The sequence below is a fragment of the Azospirillum ramasamyi genome (assembly GCF_003233655.1).
GTDB lineage: Bacteria > Pseudomonadota > Alphaproteobacteria > Azospirillales > Azospirillaceae > Azospirillum > Azospirillum ramasamyi.
This window is the reverse complement of the sequence record NZ_CP029832.1, coordinates 54,379-70,345: the sequence shown is the minus strand read 5'-3', so window position 1 is coordinate 70,345 and position 15,967 is coordinate 54,379. Positions and strand designations below refer to the sequence as shown.

The 15,967-nt window shown below is 69.5% G+C and carries 17 protein-coding genes; 14 read left to right on the top strand and 3 right to left on the bottom strand.

The annotated features are described in order from the left end of the window. The first annotated feature begins 12 nt into the window (after positions 1 to 12). The 11 genes from DM194_RS19750 (at position 13) to fabG (ending at position 10,447) form a co-directional block, all read left to right on the top strand. On the top strand, positions 13 to 1,377 hold the full coding sequence (locus tag DM194_RS19750) for an AMP-binding protein (protein ID WP_111069293.1): 1,365 nt from the start codon (positions 13 to 15) through the stop codon (positions 1,375 to 1,377). Positions 1,378 to 1,388: 11 nt separating this feature from the next. Next, positions 1,389 to 1,712 (top strand): ApeI family dehydratase, encoded by a 324-nt coding sequence (locus DM194_RS19745; RefSeq protein WP_111069292.1) that lies wholly within the window; start codon positions 1,389 to 1,391, stop codon positions 1,710 to 1,712. After that, positions 1,709 to 2,683 carry a lysophospholipid acyltransferase family protein gene (locus tag DM194_RS19740; protein ID WP_111069291.1) on the top strand — a complete coding sequence of 325 codons (975 nt, stop codon included), beginning with the start codon at positions 1,709 to 1,711 and terminating at the stop codon, positions 2,681 to 2,683. Before DM194_RS19745 ends, DM194_RS19740 begins: the two co-directional genes overlap by 4 nt. Continuing rightward, positions 2,667 to 3,272 carry a LolA family protein gene (locus DM194_RS19735; protein WP_111069290.1) on the top strand — a complete coding sequence of 202 codons (606 nt, stop codon included), beginning with the start codon at positions 2,667 to 2,669 and terminating at the stop codon, positions 3,270 to 3,272. The genes DM194_RS19740 and DM194_RS19735 overlap by 17 nt, the downstream gene beginning before the upstream one ends. Positions 3,273 to 3,280: 8 nt before the next feature. Next, positions 3,281 to 5,656, top strand: a complete 2,376-nt coding sequence (locus DM194_RS19730) for an MMPL family transporter (protein WP_246024520.1) — start codon at positions 3,281 to 3,283, stop codon at positions 5,654 to 5,656. Further along, positions 5,649 to 6,473, top strand: a complete 825-nt coding sequence (locus DM194_RS19725; protein ID WP_111069288.1) for a polysaccharide deacetylase family protein — start codon at positions 5,649 to 5,651, stop codon at positions 6,471 to 6,473. Before DM194_RS19730 ends, DM194_RS19725 begins: the two co-directional genes overlap by 8 nt. Next, positions 6,466 to 7,206: a methyltransferase domain-containing protein gene (locus DM194_RS19720; protein WP_246024519.1), complete on the top strand. Its 741-nt coding sequence runs from the start codon at positions 6,466 to 6,468 to the stop codon at positions 7,204 to 7,206. The genes DM194_RS19725 and DM194_RS19720 overlap by 8 nt, the downstream gene beginning before the upstream one ends. Positions 7,207 to 7,309: 103 nt before the next feature. Beyond that, positions 7,310 to 8,479, top strand: a complete 1,170-nt coding sequence (locus DM194_RS19715) for a beta-ketoacyl-[acyl-carrier-protein] synthase family protein (RefSeq protein WP_246024518.1) — start codon at positions 7,310 to 7,312, stop codon at positions 8,477 to 8,479. Further along, positions 8,479 to 9,288 carry a beta-ketoacyl synthase chain length factor gene (locus DM194_RS19710; protein ID WP_246024517.1) on the top strand — a complete coding sequence of 270 codons (810 nt, stop codon included), beginning with the start codon at positions 8,479 to 8,481 and terminating at the stop codon, positions 9,286 to 9,288. The genes DM194_RS19715 and DM194_RS19710 overlap by 1 nt, the downstream gene beginning before the upstream one ends. Continuing rightward, positions 9,282 to 9,731 (top strand): hotdog family protein, encoded by a 450-nt coding sequence (locus tag DM194_RS19705; RefSeq protein WP_111069285.1) that lies wholly within the window; start codon positions 9,282 to 9,284, stop codon positions 9,729 to 9,731. The genes DM194_RS19710 and DM194_RS19705 overlap by 7 nt, the downstream gene beginning before the upstream one ends. Then, entirely contained in the window at positions 9,728 to 10,447 is a 720-nt protein-coding gene (gene fabG, locus DM194_RS19700) for a 3-oxoacyl-ACP reductase FabG (protein WP_111069284.1), read from the top strand. The genes DM194_RS19705 and fabG overlap by 4 nt, the downstream gene beginning before the upstream one ends. On the opposite strand, the gene DM194_RS19695 is transcribed toward fabG, so the two are convergent. From DM194_RS19695 to DM194_RS19685, 3 genes are read right to left on the bottom strand one after another with little or no spacing between them, the layout of a single operon-like run. Next, positions 10,428 to 11,210: a glycosyltransferase family 2 protein gene (locus DM194_RS19695; RefSeq protein WP_111069710.1), complete on the bottom strand. Its 783-nt coding sequence runs from the start codon at positions 11,208 to 11,210 to the stop codon at positions 10,428 to 10,430. The genes fabG and DM194_RS19695 overlap by 20 nt on opposite strands. After that, entirely contained in the window at positions 11,210 to 11,992 is a 783-nt protein-coding gene (locus DM194_RS19690; RefSeq protein ID WP_111069283.1) for a lysophospholipid acyltransferase family protein, read from the bottom strand. The genes DM194_RS19695 and DM194_RS19690 overlap by 1 nt, the downstream gene beginning before the upstream one ends. Next, complete coding sequence (locus DM194_RS19685) at positions 11,941 to 13,254, bottom strand: NAD(P)/FAD-dependent oxidoreductase (protein ID WP_111069282.1); 1,314 nt, start codon at positions 13,252 to 13,254, stop codon at positions 11,941 to 11,943. The genes DM194_RS19690 and DM194_RS19685 overlap by 52 nt, the downstream gene beginning before the upstream one ends. 424 nt (positions 13,255 to 13,678) lie before the next feature. Here DM194_RS19685 and DM194_RS19680 point away from each other — a divergent pair, with 424 nt between their 5' ends. From DM194_RS19680 to DM194_RS19670, 3 genes are all read left to right on the top strand, one after another. Next, complete coding sequence (locus tag DM194_RS19680) at positions 13,679 to 14,551, top strand: MipA/OmpV family protein (protein ID WP_162630130.1); 873 nt, start codon at positions 13,679 to 13,681, stop codon at positions 14,549 to 14,551. 31 nt (positions 14,552 to 14,582) lie between these two features. Next, the gene (locus DM194_RS19675) at positions 14,583 to 15,359 is read left to right on the top strand and encodes a class I SAM-dependent methyltransferase (RefSeq protein ID WP_111069280.1); all 777 of its coding nucleotides are present in this window, start codon (positions 14,583 to 14,585) and stop codon (positions 15,357 to 15,359) included. 178 nt (positions 15,360 to 15,537) lie between these two features. Then, positions 15,538 to 15,957 carry a hypothetical protein gene (locus DM194_RS19670; RefSeq protein WP_246024516.1) on the top strand — a complete coding sequence of 140 codons (420 nt, stop codon included), beginning with the start codon at positions 15,538 to 15,540 and terminating at the stop codon, positions 15,955 to 15,957. Positions 15,958 to 15,967 lie beyond the last annotated feature (10 nt).

Below are 15,967 nucleotides of genomic sequence, written 5' to 3'. Positions count from 1 at the left end.
GACGGTCCTGCCATGACGATGCTGACCACCACCCGCCTGCCCCTGATCCGGCACGGCGGTCCCGACGACCTGTTCGCCTGGCACGACGGCCGGCCGGTGACGGTGCGGGGCTATCTCGCCGCGGTGCGCGATCTGGCCCGGCGCCTGCCCGAGGGCGGCTTCGTGCTGAACCTGTGCGCCGACCGGCTGGGCTTCGCCGTCGGGCTGGGGGCCGCGCTGCTGCGCCGTCAGGTCAGCCTGCTGCCGCCGAACGACACGCCGGCCACCCTGCGCCAGCTGGAGGACAGCTATCCCGGCCTCGTCTGCCTGACCGATGCGGGGGCCGGCTATCCCGGCATGACCTGCATCGAAGCGCTGCCGCAAGGCGGCCTCGACCGCCTGTCCGCCGCCGTCTCGCCCTTCGACGGGGATCTCGCCTTCCCGGCCGATCAGGTTGCGGCCATCGCCTTCACCTCCGGTTCCACCGGCCGGCCGATGCCCCAGGTCAAGAGCTGGGGAACGCTGGTGCGCAGCGTCCATGGCGCCGGCACCGCGCTCGGGATCGCCGGGCTGGGCGCCGCCGGTCTGGTCGGCACCGTGCCGCACCAGCACATGTACGGGCTGGAATCGGTCGCCCTGCTGGCCATGCAGCATGGGCTGGTCCTCCACGCCAACCGCCCGCTGTTCCCGGCCGACATCGCCGCCTGCCTCGGCGACTTCCCCGGCCGCCGCATCCTGGTGACCACGCCGGTGCATCTGCAGGCCCTGCTCGCCGACGGCACCGCCCTGCCGCCGCTCGACCTGATCCTCTGCGCCACCGCGCCGCTCGCCCCGCAGCTGGCCATCGACGCGGAGGCCAGGTTGGGCGCGCCGCTGCACGAGATCTACGGCTGCTCGGAAACCGGCCAGGTCGCCGTCCGCCGCACCAGCGCCACGGCGGAGTGGTTGTGCATCGACGGCATCCGCCTGCGCCAGGACGAACAGGGCAGCTGGGCATCGGGCGACTTCCTGGACGGCGAGACCCTGCTGGCCGACGTGATCGAGCTGAAGAGCGATACCCGCTTCATCCTGCACGGCCGCTCCGCCGATCAGGTCAACATCGCCGGCAAGCGCAGCTCGCTCGCCTTCCTCAACCACCATCTGAACTCGGTGGAGGGGGTGAGGGACGGCGTCTTCTTCATGCCGAACGAGGGGGGGAGCGGAACCACCCGCCTCGCCGCGCTGGTGGTGGCGCCGGGTCTGACCGCCGAGACGCTGCTGGCCCGCCTGCGCGAGCGGATCGACCCGGTCTTCCTGCCGCGCCCGCTGCGCTTCGTCGACGCCCTGCCGCGCAACCCGACCGGCAAGCTGCCGCGGGAGGCGCTGCTGCGGATGCTCGCCACCCCCCAACGCGACTAGGTGCCGCCACCGTGCCTCGACAGACCGACATCGGCTTCCCCGCCGACCATCCCACCGCCGCCGGGCATTTCCCCGGCAATCCGGTCATTCCGGGCGCCGTGCTACTCGACGCTGCCCTGACCGCCATCGCGGCGGCGGAGGGACGCCGGCCCGGCCCCTTCCGGCTGCGCTCGGCCAAGTTCCTGCGCCCGGTCCGGCCGGGCGACCGGATGCTGGTCGAATGGCAAGCCGCAACCGCCGGCGGCATCGCCTTCACCGGCTGCGTCGCGGGCAGCCCTGTCATGACCGGCAGCGTGGCGATGGGCAGCGAGGCACTGGAAAGCGTGGCCTCATGAAGCTTCCCCTGCGCGCGAAGCCGGCAGCGGACGCCACGGCCTCCCCCATCGCCCCGCCGTCGCCGCGCCGCCGCAAGGAGTGGATGAACCGGCCGGAGCGCAGCACGACGGCGGCGATCAAGTTCATCGTCTGGGTGGCCCTGCGGCTCGGCCGGCGGGCGGCAAGGCTGCTGCTCTACCCGATCTGCCTCTATTTCGTGCTGTTCTCGCGCAAGCCGCGCGTCGCCTCGGCGCTGTTCCTGTCCAAGGCGCTGGGACGGCCACCCGGCTTCGGCGACCTGTTCCGCCATTATCACGTCTTCGCCGCCTGCCTGCTCGACCGGGTCTTCTTCCTGAACGACCAGACCGACGGTTTCGACATCCGCGTCCATGGCGAGGACATCCTCATCGACCTGATGGAGCGGGGCGAGGGCTGCCTGCTGCTCGGCGCCCACATGGGCAGCTTCGAGGCGATCCGCATGCTGGGCCACCGCCAGAAGAACCTACGCGTCAGTCTGGTGATGTACGAGGAGAATGCGCGCAAGATCAATTCGGTCCTCAACGCCATCAACCCGGCGCTGTCGATGGAGGTGATCGGGCTCGGCCGGCCGGATTCGATGCTGCGGGTGCGCGAGCGGCTGGACCAGGGCCATTTCGTCGGCATGCTGGCCGACCGCACACTGGATGGGGAGGAGGAGGTCCGCCTGCCCTTCCTGGGCCAGCCGGCCGGCTTCGCCCTGGGTCCGTTCCAACTGGCGGCGATGCTGAAACGGCCGGTGGTGCTGATGGTCGGCATCTACCGGGGCGGCCGGCGCTACGACGTCCATTTCGAGCGGGTCGCCGATTTCTCCGACACGCGGGTGCAGGACTGGCCGGTGCAGGACCGTCCGGGTCTGGTACGCTGGGCCGCCGGCCGATTCGCCGACCGGCTGGAGCATTACGCCCGCTCCGCCCCCTACAACTGGTTCAACTTCTATGATTTCTGGAAATAGAGCGGGCCGGCGCCTGATCTCCGCAGGGCTGGCCGCGATCCTGCTTGCCGGCTCCGCCCTTTCCGCCATGGCGGCGGAGCCCTGGGGCCTGGAGGATCTGTTCGCCCGTTTCGCCGCCATCGGCAGTTCCAACGCCCGCTTCGTCGAGACGCGCGAGTTCAGCCTGCTGAATGCCCCGATGGAGAGCAGCGGCACGCTGACCTACCGGCGGCCGGACTTTCTGGAAAAGCGCACGCTGCAGCCCCAGGCGGAAAGCCTGCGGCTGGACGGCGACCGGCTGACGCTGACCCAGGCCGACGGGGCGTCGCGCACGCTGGCGGTATCCGCCATGCCGGAAATCCAAACCTATGTGGAGAGCATCCGCGCGACCCTGCGCGGCGACGTGCCGACCATCATGCGCTTCTACGAGGTGGTGCTGGAGGGCACGGCGCAGGACTGGCGCATGCAGCTGACCCCTCGGGCGGATGAGGCGCGCGCGACGGTGCAGCGCATCGTCATCGCCGGGCGGGAGGCCGCGATCCGCCGGATCGAGATCCTGCAGGCCGACGGCGACCGCTCGGTCATGACCATCCAGCCGGGCCCCGCATGACCGGTGCGGTGCGACGGAGCCGATGGTGGGCCGGGCGGGGCGCCGGATGGGGCATCGCGCTGTGGCTGGCCGGGCTGATCGCCTGCGGGCTGCTGGTGGCGCGCACGCCCGTCACCGCCGACCTTTCCGCCTTCCTGCCCCGCTCGCCGTCCCCGGCCCAGCAATTGCTGGTCGATCAGCTGCGTGACGGCGTCGTCTCGCGGCTGATCCTGGTTGCGATAGAGGGCGACGCCCCCGACCGGCTGACCGGCCTCAGCCGAGGCCTCGCCGCCCGGCTGCGCGGCAACCCGCTGGTAGCCACGGTGGAGAACGGCGAGCGGACCGGGCGCGGCGCCGACGGCGCCTATCTCTGGAGCAACCGCTATCTGCTCAGCCCCGCCGTCACCCCCGACCGCTTCACTGCCGACGGGCTGCGGCAGGCCTTGGAGAACGACCTGCGCCTGCTGCAATCCCCTGCGGGGATGTTCCTGAAGCAGGCCCTGCCCGCCGATCCCACCGCCGAAATCCTGCGCCTGACCGACCGGATGCTGGACGGCGCCGCCGGCCCGGCCAGCCGCGACGGGGTATGGGTTTCGCCGGACGGGGCGCGGGCCCTGCTGCTGGTGCAGACGACCGCCCCCGGCTTCGACCTCGACGCCCAGCAGAAGACGCTGGACCTGATCCAGGGCGCGTTCGATCAGGTCCGGGGAACCGACGACGCCGCGCGGCTGGTGATGACCGGGCCGGGCGTGTTCTCGGTCCAGACGCGCGACCGGATCGAAGCGGATGCGACCCGCGCCTCCATCACCGCGACGCTGCTGGTCGCCGGGGTGATGCTGCTGGTCTACCGGTCCCTGCGCGTGCTGGCGCTGTCGCTGCTGCCGGCGGCGACCGGCGCGCTGGCCGGCGTGGCGGCGGTCGGGCTGGGCTTCGGCACGGTGCATGGCATCACGCTGGGCTTCGGCGTCACCCTGCTGGGCGAGAGCGTCGATTACGCCATCTATCTCTTCACCCAGACCCAGCCGGGCAGCCCGGCGCGGCGGACGCTGCTGCGCATCTGGCCGACGCTTCTGCTCGGGGTGGCGACCTCCATCGTCGGTTTCGGAGCGATGCTGGTCTCCAGCTTCAGCGGGCTGGCGCAGCTCGGCCTCTTCTCCATCACCGGGCTGCTGGTGGCGCTGGCCGTCACCCGCTGGGTGCTGCCGGCCCTCTTGCCGGAGGGCTATTCGACGGAGCGGCCGGCGCGGCTGGCGCCGGTACTGACCGCGCTGACCGGCGCGGCCCCGGCCCTGCGCCTGCCCCTCGCCGCCGCAACGCTGCTTTCGCTGGCGTGGCTGGTCCACCAGGGTCCGGCCGTCTGGTCGGCGGAGCTGTCGAGCCTGAGCCCGGTGGCGGAAGCCGACCAGACGCTGGACGAGGCGCTGCGCCGCGATCTCGGCGCGCCCGACGCCGGCCATCTGCTGGTCACCGGCGGCGCCACGGCGGACGAGGCCTTGGTCGCCGCCGAGCGGCTGGCCGCCCCGCTGGAGGCCCTGGCCCGCGACCGTCTGATCGCCGGCTACGACTCTCCCGCACTGACGCTGCCGAGCCAGGCGACCCAGCGTGCGCGCCAAGCCGCCCTGCCGCCGCCCGACACCCTGCGCGCGGCGCTGAACGAGGCGCTGCAGGGCCTGCCCTTCCGTCCCGACGCCTTCGCCCCCTTCCTGACCGATGTCGAAAAGGCCAGGACCATGCCGCTGCTGACCCCGGCCAGCCTGGACGGCACCAGCATGAAACTGAAGCTCGACTCCCTTCTGGTCCGCAATGGAGACGGCTGGACGGCCATGCTGCCCTTGCGCGGCGTGTCCGACCCGCAGGCCCTCGCCGCCCGGGTCGCCGGCGAGGTGGCAGCGCGCGGAGCCGTCCTGCTGAACCTGAAGGAGGAATCCGACCACCTTTACCGCACTTACCGGCAGGAGGCGCTGACACTGGCGGTGCTGGGTGCGGCCGCCATCACACTGCTGCTGGCGGCGGCGCTCCGCTCCCTGCGGTCGCTGGTGATGGCGGTGATGCCGCTGGCGGCGGCGGTGGTCGTCACCATGGCGATTCTGACGGCGTTGGGGCAGGCGCTGTCGATCTTCCATCTGGTCGGGCTGCTGCTGGTGGTCGGGGTGGGGTCCAATTATTCGCTGCTCTTCGAGCGGCGGGAACCGTCCGCGGCCTTGCGCGAGCGCACGGTCGCGTCGGTCGCGATCGCCAATCTCTGCACCGTAATCGGCTTCGGTACGCTCGCCTTTTCCGGCATCCCCGTCCTGCAGGGCATCGGCATGACCGTCGCCATCGGCGCCTTCCTCAGCCTCGCCTTCGCCGCGGTGCTGAGCCGGCAGGACACCGCCGCCGCACGGGAGGCGGAGGGACATGCCTGACCGGATGCGCTGGCGCCCGGCCCCTTTGCTGCGGGCCTCCGCCCTTCTGCATGCCGCCGCCGCGGCCAGCTTCGCGGCGGCACCGGCATCCTGGCCCTGGGCGCTGGGCGCGGTGGCGGGCAACCACGCCCTGCTGGGAGCCATCGGGCTCTGGCCGCGCAGCAGCCTGCTAGGCCCCAACCTGCGCCGTCTGCCGGAGGCCAATGCCCGGCTTGGTCAGGTCGGCCTCTGCTTCGACGACGGCCCCGACCCGGAAGTGACGCCCGCCGTCCTCGACCTGCTCGACCGTGCGGGCGTCCGCGCCAGCTTCTTCTGCATCGCCGACCGCGCCGCCCGCCACCCCGCCCTGATCGAGGCCATCATCGGTCGCGGCCACACGGTGGAGAACCACAGCTGGCACCATTCCCACCGCTTCGCCGCCATGGGCATGCGCGGGATCCGCCGCGAGGTGGGGGAGGCGCAGCGGCTCCTGACCGGTCTCGCCGGCCGGCCGCCACGCTTCTTCAAGCCGCCGGCCGGGCTGCGCAATCCCCTGCTCGACCCCGTCCTCGCCGGGTTCGGCCTGCGTCTGGCGACCTGGACCCGGCGCGGCTTCGATGCGGTGCGGCGCGATCCGGCGGCGGTTGAACGGCGCCTGCTCCGCGGGCTCGGGCCCGGCGACCTGCTGATGCTGCATGACGGCTCCGCCGCCCGCGACCGTGCCGGCCGGCCGGTGGTTCTGACGGTGCTGCCGCGCCTGCTCGCCCGTCTGGCCGCGCAGGGATTGACGGCCGTATCGCTGGAGGGGGTGGCCCCCGATGGAGGGGAAGATGTCTGACGCCGTCTTCCGGGAACTGGTGACCGCCGCCGCCCGGCCCTACCGCGCCTGTGACCGCTACGCCTGGCATTTCGCCAAGGGCAAGCTCGCAGGCGACCCCGTCTTCCGCCATCTCCTGAGCCGACCGCTGCTCCCCGCCCAAGGCCGGCTGCTCGACCTCGGCTGCGGACAGGGGGTGCTTACGGCGCTGCTGCGCGCGGCGGCCGAGCGGCACGCCTCCGGCGACTGGCCGGCGGACTGGCCGACCCCGCCCACCGACCTCGCCACGAGGGGGGTGGAACTGTCGCCCCGGCGGGTCCGGATCGCCAGCACGGCGCTGGGCGCGGATGCCGTCAGCCACGGTGACATCCGCGAGACCGAACTGCCGCCCAGCGACGCCATCGTCATCCTGGACGTGCTTCTCTATCTGAACCCGGCGGAGCAGGCGGCTGTGCTGGCCCGCTGCGCCGAGGCGCTGGCGCCGGGCGGCCTTCTGCTGTTGAGGGAGGCGGATGCCGGCGGCGGCCTGCCTTTCCATGTCACCCGCTGGGCCGAGCAGGCGGCCTGCACCGCACGTGGCCAATGGCGGCAAATCCTGACCTACCGCCCTTCGGCTGAGTGGCTATTGCTGTTGAACGGGCTGGGTCTGACCGCCACGGCCCTGCCGATGAGCCAGGGCACACCCTTCGCCAACACCTTGTTCATAGCCCGCCGAAGCAGCGATCCAGACCATTTTTGCCCTTCCTCGCGTTAAATTGCGGATGTTAGCATTCGATCCACAATGAAACCGCAGCCCGACCATAGACCCGCTCAACATTCATAAGAATTTCATCGTGCAGTCACTTGCCGTAAGCCATATGAGCATCGTCAGCAGCCTCGGAGCCGGGCTGGAGGCCACACTGGATGCTCTGCGCAATGGCCGTGGCGGCTTGAAGCCTTGCAGTTTCGAGACGGTCACGCTCGACACCCACATCGGCGAGGTGGAGGGGCTGGACGATATCCGTCTGCCGATGGAGCTTGCCGGCTATGAATGCCGCAACAACCGGCTGGCCGACTTGGCGTTACGCCAGGACGGCTTCGCCGAAGCGGTCGCTGCGGCACGGGAACGCTACGGCGCGCACCGGATCGGCGTCTTCCTCGGCACCAGCACCTCCGGCATCCTGTCGGCGGAACTGGCCTTCCGAGCGCGCGACCCGCAGACCGGCGCCCTCCCCGCCGACTTCAGCTTCGCAACCACCCACAGCACCGGCTCCCTTGCCGATTTCGTTCGCCGCCGCCTGGGGCTGGAGGGACCGGCCTTCGTCGTCTCGTCGGCCTGCGCCACCACGTCGAAGGTCTTCGCCAATGCCGCCCGCATGATCGCGGCCAGCCTGTGCGATGCGGCGGTGGTCGGCGGGGCCGACAGCCTGTGCCTGACCACGCTCTATGGTTTCCATTCGCTCGAACTGGTCTCTCCCACCCCCTGCCGGCCGTTCGACGCGCAGCGCAGCGGCGTCTCGCTGGGTGAAGGCGCCGGCTTCGCCCTGCTGGAGCGCGCGGCGTTCAGACCGGTGCCGGGGAGCGTCCATCTGCTGGGGGCCGGCGAAAGCAACGACGCCCACCACATGTCGACCCCGCACCCGGAGGGGCTGGGCGCGCGGCTGGCGATGGAGCGGGCGCTGGCCGATGCCGGCCTGCAGCCTCGAGACATCGACTACGTCAACCTGCACGGCACCGCGACCACCTATGGCGACGCGGCGGAGGACCGTGCCATCACGGAGCTGCTCGGCACCCGCACCCCGGTCAGTTCGACCAAGGGCTATACCGGGCACACGCTGGGCGCCGCCGGCATCGTCGAGGCGATCGTCAGCGTTCTGGCCCTGCGCAACGGGCTGATCCCCGGCAGCCCGCAGACCCGCACTCTCGATCCCGCCCTGCGCAGCCGCTATCTCCAGGCCAACGAAACCGGACGGATGGACCGCGTGATGACCAATTCCTTCGGCTTCGGCGGCAGCAACAGCAGCCTGATCTTCGGGTGGGCCGCCTGATGCGGGTCCATGTCGAGGGCATCGGCCTGCTCGGTCCCGGATTGGCCGGCTGGGCGGCGGCGCGCTCCATCCTCACCGGCGACAGCGCCTATGTGGCCATGGCGACCATGCTGAGCGCCAGCCCGCTTCTGCCGCCGGCCGAACGGCGGCGCAGCGTCCCGACGGTCAAGCTCGCCATGGCGGTGGGCGCGGAGGCGATGGAGCAGGCCGGCCGCGATCCGGCGACGATCGCCACCGTCTTCGCCTCCTCCAGCGGCGATCCCGACACCCTGCACCAGATCCTGGAAACGCTGGCGACGGAGGAGCGCGACATCTCACCGACGCGCTTCCACAACTCGGTCCACAATGCGCCGGCCGGCTATTGGAGCATCGCCACCCGCTCGCGCGAACCCTCAACCAGCCTGTCGGCCCATGACGAGAGCTTCCAGGCCGGCCTGCTGGAGGCGGCGGCGGAGGTCGTGGCCGACGGCTGGACCGTCGGGCTGATCGCCTACGACCTGCCCTACCCGGAGCCGCTGAACAAGGCCCGCCCCATCGCCGGGAGCTTCGGCACCGCGCTGGTCCTGACGCCGGCCCCAACCGCTCGCTGCCTCGCCTGGCTGGACATCGAACTCACGCGGGGGGACGAGCCGGTCACCCGCATGGCCGATCTCGGGCTGGAGGCGCTGCGGACCGGCAACCCGGCCGCCCGCGCCCTGCCGCTGCTGTCGGCGCTGGCGCGCGTCTGTGCGGACGGCGGCACCGAGACGGTGGTGCTGGATCTGCCGCCGGGCGGACGGCTGGTGATCCGGGTTGCCGCGCCATGCTGATGACGCGCGGGGCGCTGACGGACCTCATTCCCCATGCCGGCACCATGTGCCTGCTGGACGGCGTGCTGTCCTGGGATCGAAACCGCATCCGCTGCATCGCCCGCAGCCATCGCGATCCGGACAATCCGCTGCGCCATGCCGGGCGGCTCGCCGCCTTGTGCGGGGTGGAATATGCGTCACAGGCCATGGCGGTGCATGGCGGGCTGACCGGCGGCGGAACGCGCCCGGCTGCGGGGTATCTCGCCAGCCTGCGCGACCTCGCCTGCCGGGTCGAACGGCTGGACGATCTGGTGGACGACCTGATCATCGAGGCCGAGAACCTGACCGGCGAAGGCAGCCGCGTGATCTACGCCTTTTCCGTCACGGCGGCGGGCCGCGAATTGCTGAACGGCCGGGCTGCGGTGGTGATCGACGCCGGAATCGCGGATTTGGGGGCGGCATGAGACGGGCACTCGTCACCGGCGGCAGCGGGGCGCTGGGGGCTGCGATCTGCCGGACGCTGGCGGCGGATGGCTGCCATGTGCTGGTCCACGCCAATGGCGCGACCGACCGCGCCGCGGCGCTGGCGGCGGAGATCGCCGCGGCAGGCGGGTCGGCGGAGCCGCTGGCCTTCGACGTCACAGACGCCGATGCGACCTCTGCCGCGCTGGAACGCGTGCTGGAGGCCGGTCCCATCCAGATCCTGGTCAACAATGCCGGCATCCATGACGATGCAGTGATGCCGGCGATGCGGCGGGAGCAGTGGAGCCGCGTGGTGGACGTCTCGCTCAACGGCTTCTTCAACGTGACGCAACCGCTGCTGATGCCGATGATCGGCACGCGCTGGGGCCGCATCGTCACGCTGTCGTCGGTGGCGGCCGTCGCCGGCAACCGCGGCCAGACCAATTATGCCGCCGCCAAGGCCGGGCTGCATGGCGCGACGAAGTCGCTGGCGCTGGAACTGGCGCCGCGCGGCATCACCGTCAACGCGGTGGCGCCGGGCATCATCGCCTCGCCGATGGCGGATGCCGCCTTCGACGCCGACATGGTCAAGCGGATGGTGCCGATGAAGCGCGCCGGCCGGCCGGAGGAAGTGGCGGACCTCGTCGGCTTCCTGGCGTCCGACCGCGCCGCCTACATCTCCGGCCAGATCATCTCGATCAATGGGGGGATGATCTGAGGGACCGGGAGCGGACCCGGCGGATCGTCAGCATCGGCAACCGGCCGATGAAGCCCAGCATCAACCTCGTATGCATCCAGGTCAGCAGGGCGTTGTCCCGGACATAGTTGAAATGGGAAACCCCGCCGTCCTCCGGTTTGAAGTAGCGGACGGGCGCCGCCACGTTGATGGTGGGAACGCCGAGCCAGCACAGCCGCACCGCCGCCTCAGGATCGAAGTCGAAGCGGCGCATCCAGGGATTGCGCCGCATCACCTTCCGCAGCGGCTTGATCGGATAGACGCGGAAGCCGAACAGCGAATCGCCGATCCCGCCCCACAGTGTCTCCAGATTGGCCCACCAGTTGGAAATCCTGCGCCCACCGACACGCAGCCGCGGGGCGCTGGCGTCGAACACCGGCTTGCCCAGCACCAGGGCGTCGGGATTGGCCTGCGAAACGCCCTGGAATTGCGGAATGCGGTCGGCCGGGTGCTGGCCGTCGGCATCCATGGTCAGCGCATGGGTGAAGCCGCAGCGCTCCGCCTCCTCCAGCCCATGGAGCACCGCGGCCCCCTTGCCGCGGTTGGCCGGCAGTTCCAGCACGCGCAGATGGGGGTCGTCGGCGGCCATCGCCCGAAGCTCCTCCACCGTTCCGTCGGTGCTGCCGTCCACCACGACCCAGACCGGGGCCCAATGCAGGCGCGCCGCCCGCACCGTCTCGAACAGTTTCGGCCCGGTGTTGTAGCTGGGAATCAGGACGAGATGGCTGGTTGACGCGTCGGTAATCACAATTCGGACCTGTAGTGGTGTTCCAGTTCGGCGACGAGGCCGCGCATGTCCGTGACCGGATCGAACCGGCGGCCGAGACGGACGGTGTAGACCAGCGGAAACTCGGGCTTGCGGAACAGTGGCCAGCCCTTGCCGAGGAAATTGGTGTTGCTGTCGATGAACACGGCCTGCACCGGCGCCTCCGCCGTCTTGGCGATCAGCGCGAAGCCGCCCTTCAGCGCGTTGACCGGCGCGCGTTCGGTGCGGGTGCCTTCGGGGAAGATCAGCAGATGGTGGCCGGCGCGGACCTGCTGCGCCGCCAACTTGACCAGCGAATTGGGCGCGTCGTTGCGGATGTAGCCGGCCATCCGCGCCCCGCCGCCGAGGAAGAGATTGTCGTAGACCTTGGCCTTGGCGATGCAGACCACGTCCGGCAGGTGCGAGATCAGCAGCACGGCATCCAGGATCGACGGATGATTCGGGCAGATCAGCAATCCGCCGTCGCCCTTCAGCCCGTCCAACGCCGACAGATCGGTCTTGAGCACCCCGCAGGCCCGCAGCGTGCCGAGATAGAGGCGGAAGCCGGTCTTGATCGCCAGCCGGCCGAGCGGACCGGCGAAGCGGCGCGGCAGCAGCGGGCCGATCAGAGCCGCCGTCAGGCTCCAGGCCAGCGACATCAGCCCGAACAGGAACAGCAGGCCGTAGAACAGGACATGTTCCCAGACCTGCCGGAGCGCACCCGTTAAGGTCAGACGGCGTCGCCCAGCGGCGTTCGCACGTTCTGTCGCCGTTTCCGCCATGCCATATAGTTCCTTTTGAAGTCCAGCAGGGCGTTCATGTAGTAGATCGCCTTGAATATCTTCAGCCGGGCCTTGATCGGCGACGGACGGAAGACGTCGCCGGCCAGAAGCGACAGCAGCGCCTCCTCCACCCGGAAGACGTTGCGCGGCCCCATGAACAGGTTTCGCAAGGCCGGCGTCGTCACCCGGTAGATGTACCAGGAGAAGGTGCCGATTCCCTGCCGGACGGTCTGCTCGAAGCGCTTCAGCACCTGCTCCTGCCGCGCCGGTTCGCGCAGGCAGGCGTCGACCGCCTCGGCCCCTTCGAAGGCGCTGGTCATCGCCAGATAGACGCCGGTGGAAAAGACCGGATCGATGAAGGCGAAGGCGTCGCCCAGCATGACGTATCCCGGCCCCGACATGCGGTCCGCCTGATAGGAGAAGTTGCCGGTCCCCGTCACCGGGCCGGTCAGCTCCGCCCCTTCCAGCCGTTCCGCCAGCGCCGGGCACAGCGCCACCGTGTCCAGGAAGAAGCGGGTCTGGTCGGTCTTGCGCGTCTTGAAGTAATAGGGCCAGCAGACCGCGCCGACGCTGGTGGTGCCGTCCGCCAGCGGGATGAACCAGAACCAGCCATGGTCGAACCAGAAGACGGTGATGTTGCCCTCGGCCTTGCCCGGCAGCCTCTTGGCGCCGGTGAAATGGCCGAATATCGCCGCGCTGTTGTGCTTGGCGTTGCGCCGCTTGATGCCGAAGCGCGAGGCGAGCAGCGTGTCGCGGCCCGAGGCATCGACCAGGAAGCGCGTGCGCAGGCTGCGGACGGTGCCGTCGTCCTGCCGGGCGGTGGCGATGCTGCCCTCCGTCCCGCGGATGTCGACATCGGTCACCTTGCAGCCTTCGATGACTATCGCCCCCTTGGCGGCGGCGTTGCGGATCAGGATATGGTCGAATTCCGACCGGCGGACCTGAAAGGCATAGGGCTTGGTCTTGTCCCAGGCCCTGGCGAAGTCGAAGGTGACGGCCTTGCCGTGGTAGGGCGACACGAACTCCGCCCCATATTTCAGCATGCCGATCCGCTCCACCTCCTCCAGCACGCCCAGCCGCTCCAGCAGGGGCAGATTGCAGGGAAGCAGGGATTCGCCGATGTGGAAACGCGGGTGATGGTCCTTCTCCAGCAGAATTACCCGATGCCCCTTGCCGGCCAGAAGAGCCGCAGCGGTCGATCCAGCCGGACCGCCGCCCACCACCAGAACGTCGCAATCGTAATCGGTGCCGTTCGACATCATCGTCTTTGCGGCCTTCGCCGCTCTCCCGGTTGTTCTGCTTTCGGTTGTTCGATTTCCGATACCCGCTTTCGGCAATGCGACCAGGAGGTCATGTCCTCGTTTTTATCAGACCCCGCCACGGGCGCTCCAGGGACAAAAGCCCGACATGCCCTTTATCCGGGGCATACCCGGAATGATATATCCGCAGCTTACCGATATCAGCATCTTCTGTTTGAAGATGTTGAGCCGGCAATATTACGGATTCATTGCACAGCGCCGACGCGTTGCTCGCGGATTCCCGCCATTGCACTTGGGAAAGCGCAACTATCTTGATTGGTTACCCATTTCGCGATTTGCAATCCTGCTTGCCTGCCGTGTCCGGCGCTTACAAGATGCCGCACCGCCTGAAAGCGGCGAACTCGATCGGGGATGCATGGTGCGTGTGTTGACAACGACGATTGCCGTTGCCGTCTGCGCCCTGCCGGCGATCTTCTGCGCATCGGGGCCGGCCCTTGCCCAGGAGTCGGGGAGCGAGAACGGCAAGCCGCTGTTCGAGGTCGGCATCGGCGGCGGCATCGGCTACATCCCCGACTATCCGGCCGCCGACCAGAACCACGTCCAGGCCGCCGCCCTGCCCTATGTCATCTATCGCGGCGACGTGTTCCGCGCCGACCGGAACGGCATCCAGGGACGGCTCTACCGCTCCGACCGCGTGACCTTCGAGGTCAGCCTGGAAGGGGCGCTGGGCTCCTCCGCCGACGACAACCGCGCGCGGCAGGGCATGCCGGACATCGATCTGCTGGGAGAGGTCGGGCCGGCGCTGAAGATCAACCTGCACCGCGACAGAGGCCTGCGCGAGCGGATCGACCTGACCCTGCCGGTGCGCAGCGTCTTCTCCACCGATTTCAGCCGCATCAAGTACCGCGGACTCGTCTTCGCGCCCGATGTCGCCTACAGCAAGGCCGGGCTGATGTCCGGCGACGACCAGTTCCGTCTCGGTCTGGGACCGATCTTCGCGTCCAGCCATCTGATGGATTATTTCTATCAGGTCGACCCGCAATATGCCCGGCCCGGACGCGACGCCTATGACGCCCGCGCCGGCTATCTGGGCCTGCGCCTGCACAGTTCGCTGGTCATGCCGGTGACGGACCGCATCTCCGCCTTCGGCGCCGTCCGGGGAGAGCTGTTCTCCGGTGCGGCCAATGAGGACAGTCCGCTCTACAAGCGCAATGTCAACCTGTCGGTCGGGGCCGGCCTCACCGTCTCGCTCTACCGGTCGGACAGCCGGGTCAGCGCCGTGAGCGACATTCTCGACTGACGCCTGCACCAACCGCGAAGGAGACTCCGCCGTGCCGACCGAACCATCCCCCCGCGTCGGCGCCGTCGAACCGCATCCGGTGCTGGACTCCTTCTATCGCGACCAGACGCAGCGGCTGCGCTTCGTCCGCGGGCTGTTCAACCGGACCGCCCACCATTACGACCGCATCAACACCATCTTTGCGCTCGGCTCCGGCTCCTGGTATCGGGCGCAATGCCTGCGCCGGGCGGGCTTGCGGCCGGGAATGCGGGTGCTGGATGTCGCCATCGGCACCGGGCTGGTCGCGCGGGAGGCGGTTTCGCTCTGCGGCAGTCCCGAAGACGTCATCGGAGTGGACCTGAGCGAAGCGATGCTGGCGGAGGCACAGCGCAGCCTCTCCATCCCACTGATCCAGGGCGTGGCGGACGCGCTGCCGATCGCCGATTCCTGCGTTGACCTCGTCACCATCGGCTACGCGCTTCGCCATGTCGGTGACCTGACCGCCACCTTCCGGGAGTTCCGCCGCGTGCTGCGTCCCGGCGGCACGGTTCTGGTGATGGAGATCGGCCGCCCCCGGCGCCCGGTCACCCGTCATCTGATGAACGCCTATCTCGGCATGGTGGTGCCGACGGTTTCGCGCCTCAGCGGCGGCGGGGAGGAGGGCCGTACGCTGATGCGCTATTATTGGGAGACCATCGACCAGTGCGTCGAACCTGAGGTCATCACCACGGCGATGACCTCCGCCGGGCTGACGCAGGTCCGCTGCGACACCGATTACGACCTGTTCAAGAACTACACCGGCCGGCGGCAGTCCAATCCCGCCGCCTGAAAGCAGGGAAGCGGGCGGACCGCCTGTTGTTATTACCCCTCTTTGGCTTTCTTCATCCGCCTTTGCCGATGCCGTCCCGCGATTATCGGACCCATAGTCGCGGGCGCGGGGAAACGACCAGAACAATCAGGCAGGGACCAACATTGTGGGAAAAGCGACTTGGGCGGCATTATCGGCGGTGGCACTGCTGATCGGCTGCGCCGGCCAGCAGCAGGCGTCGACCACCGGAAATGGATCCGCCGCGACGGCGACGGCGGCACCATCGACGCCGAACGCGCGGATGGTGAAATCGCGCGACGGCCGCTATGAAGGCGAGTTGATCGGCACCCCTGCCCCCGGCAGCCGCTTCGCCAAGCTACAGATCGGCATGACGATGGAAGAGGTCTCGACCCTGATCGGCGCGCCGGACAACATGATCCGGCATGAGACCGGCAAGCGCTGGATCCCCTTCTATTTCGGCAACGATGCCCAGCGCCTCCAGGTCATCTACCGCAATGAAGGCTGTCTGACCTACACCGGCGGCAACGTCTTCGGCGGCGGCGGATCGGAACTGATCCGCATCACCGTGGCGCCGCGGGGCGGCTGCCTCGACACCTGACGCCGCCACC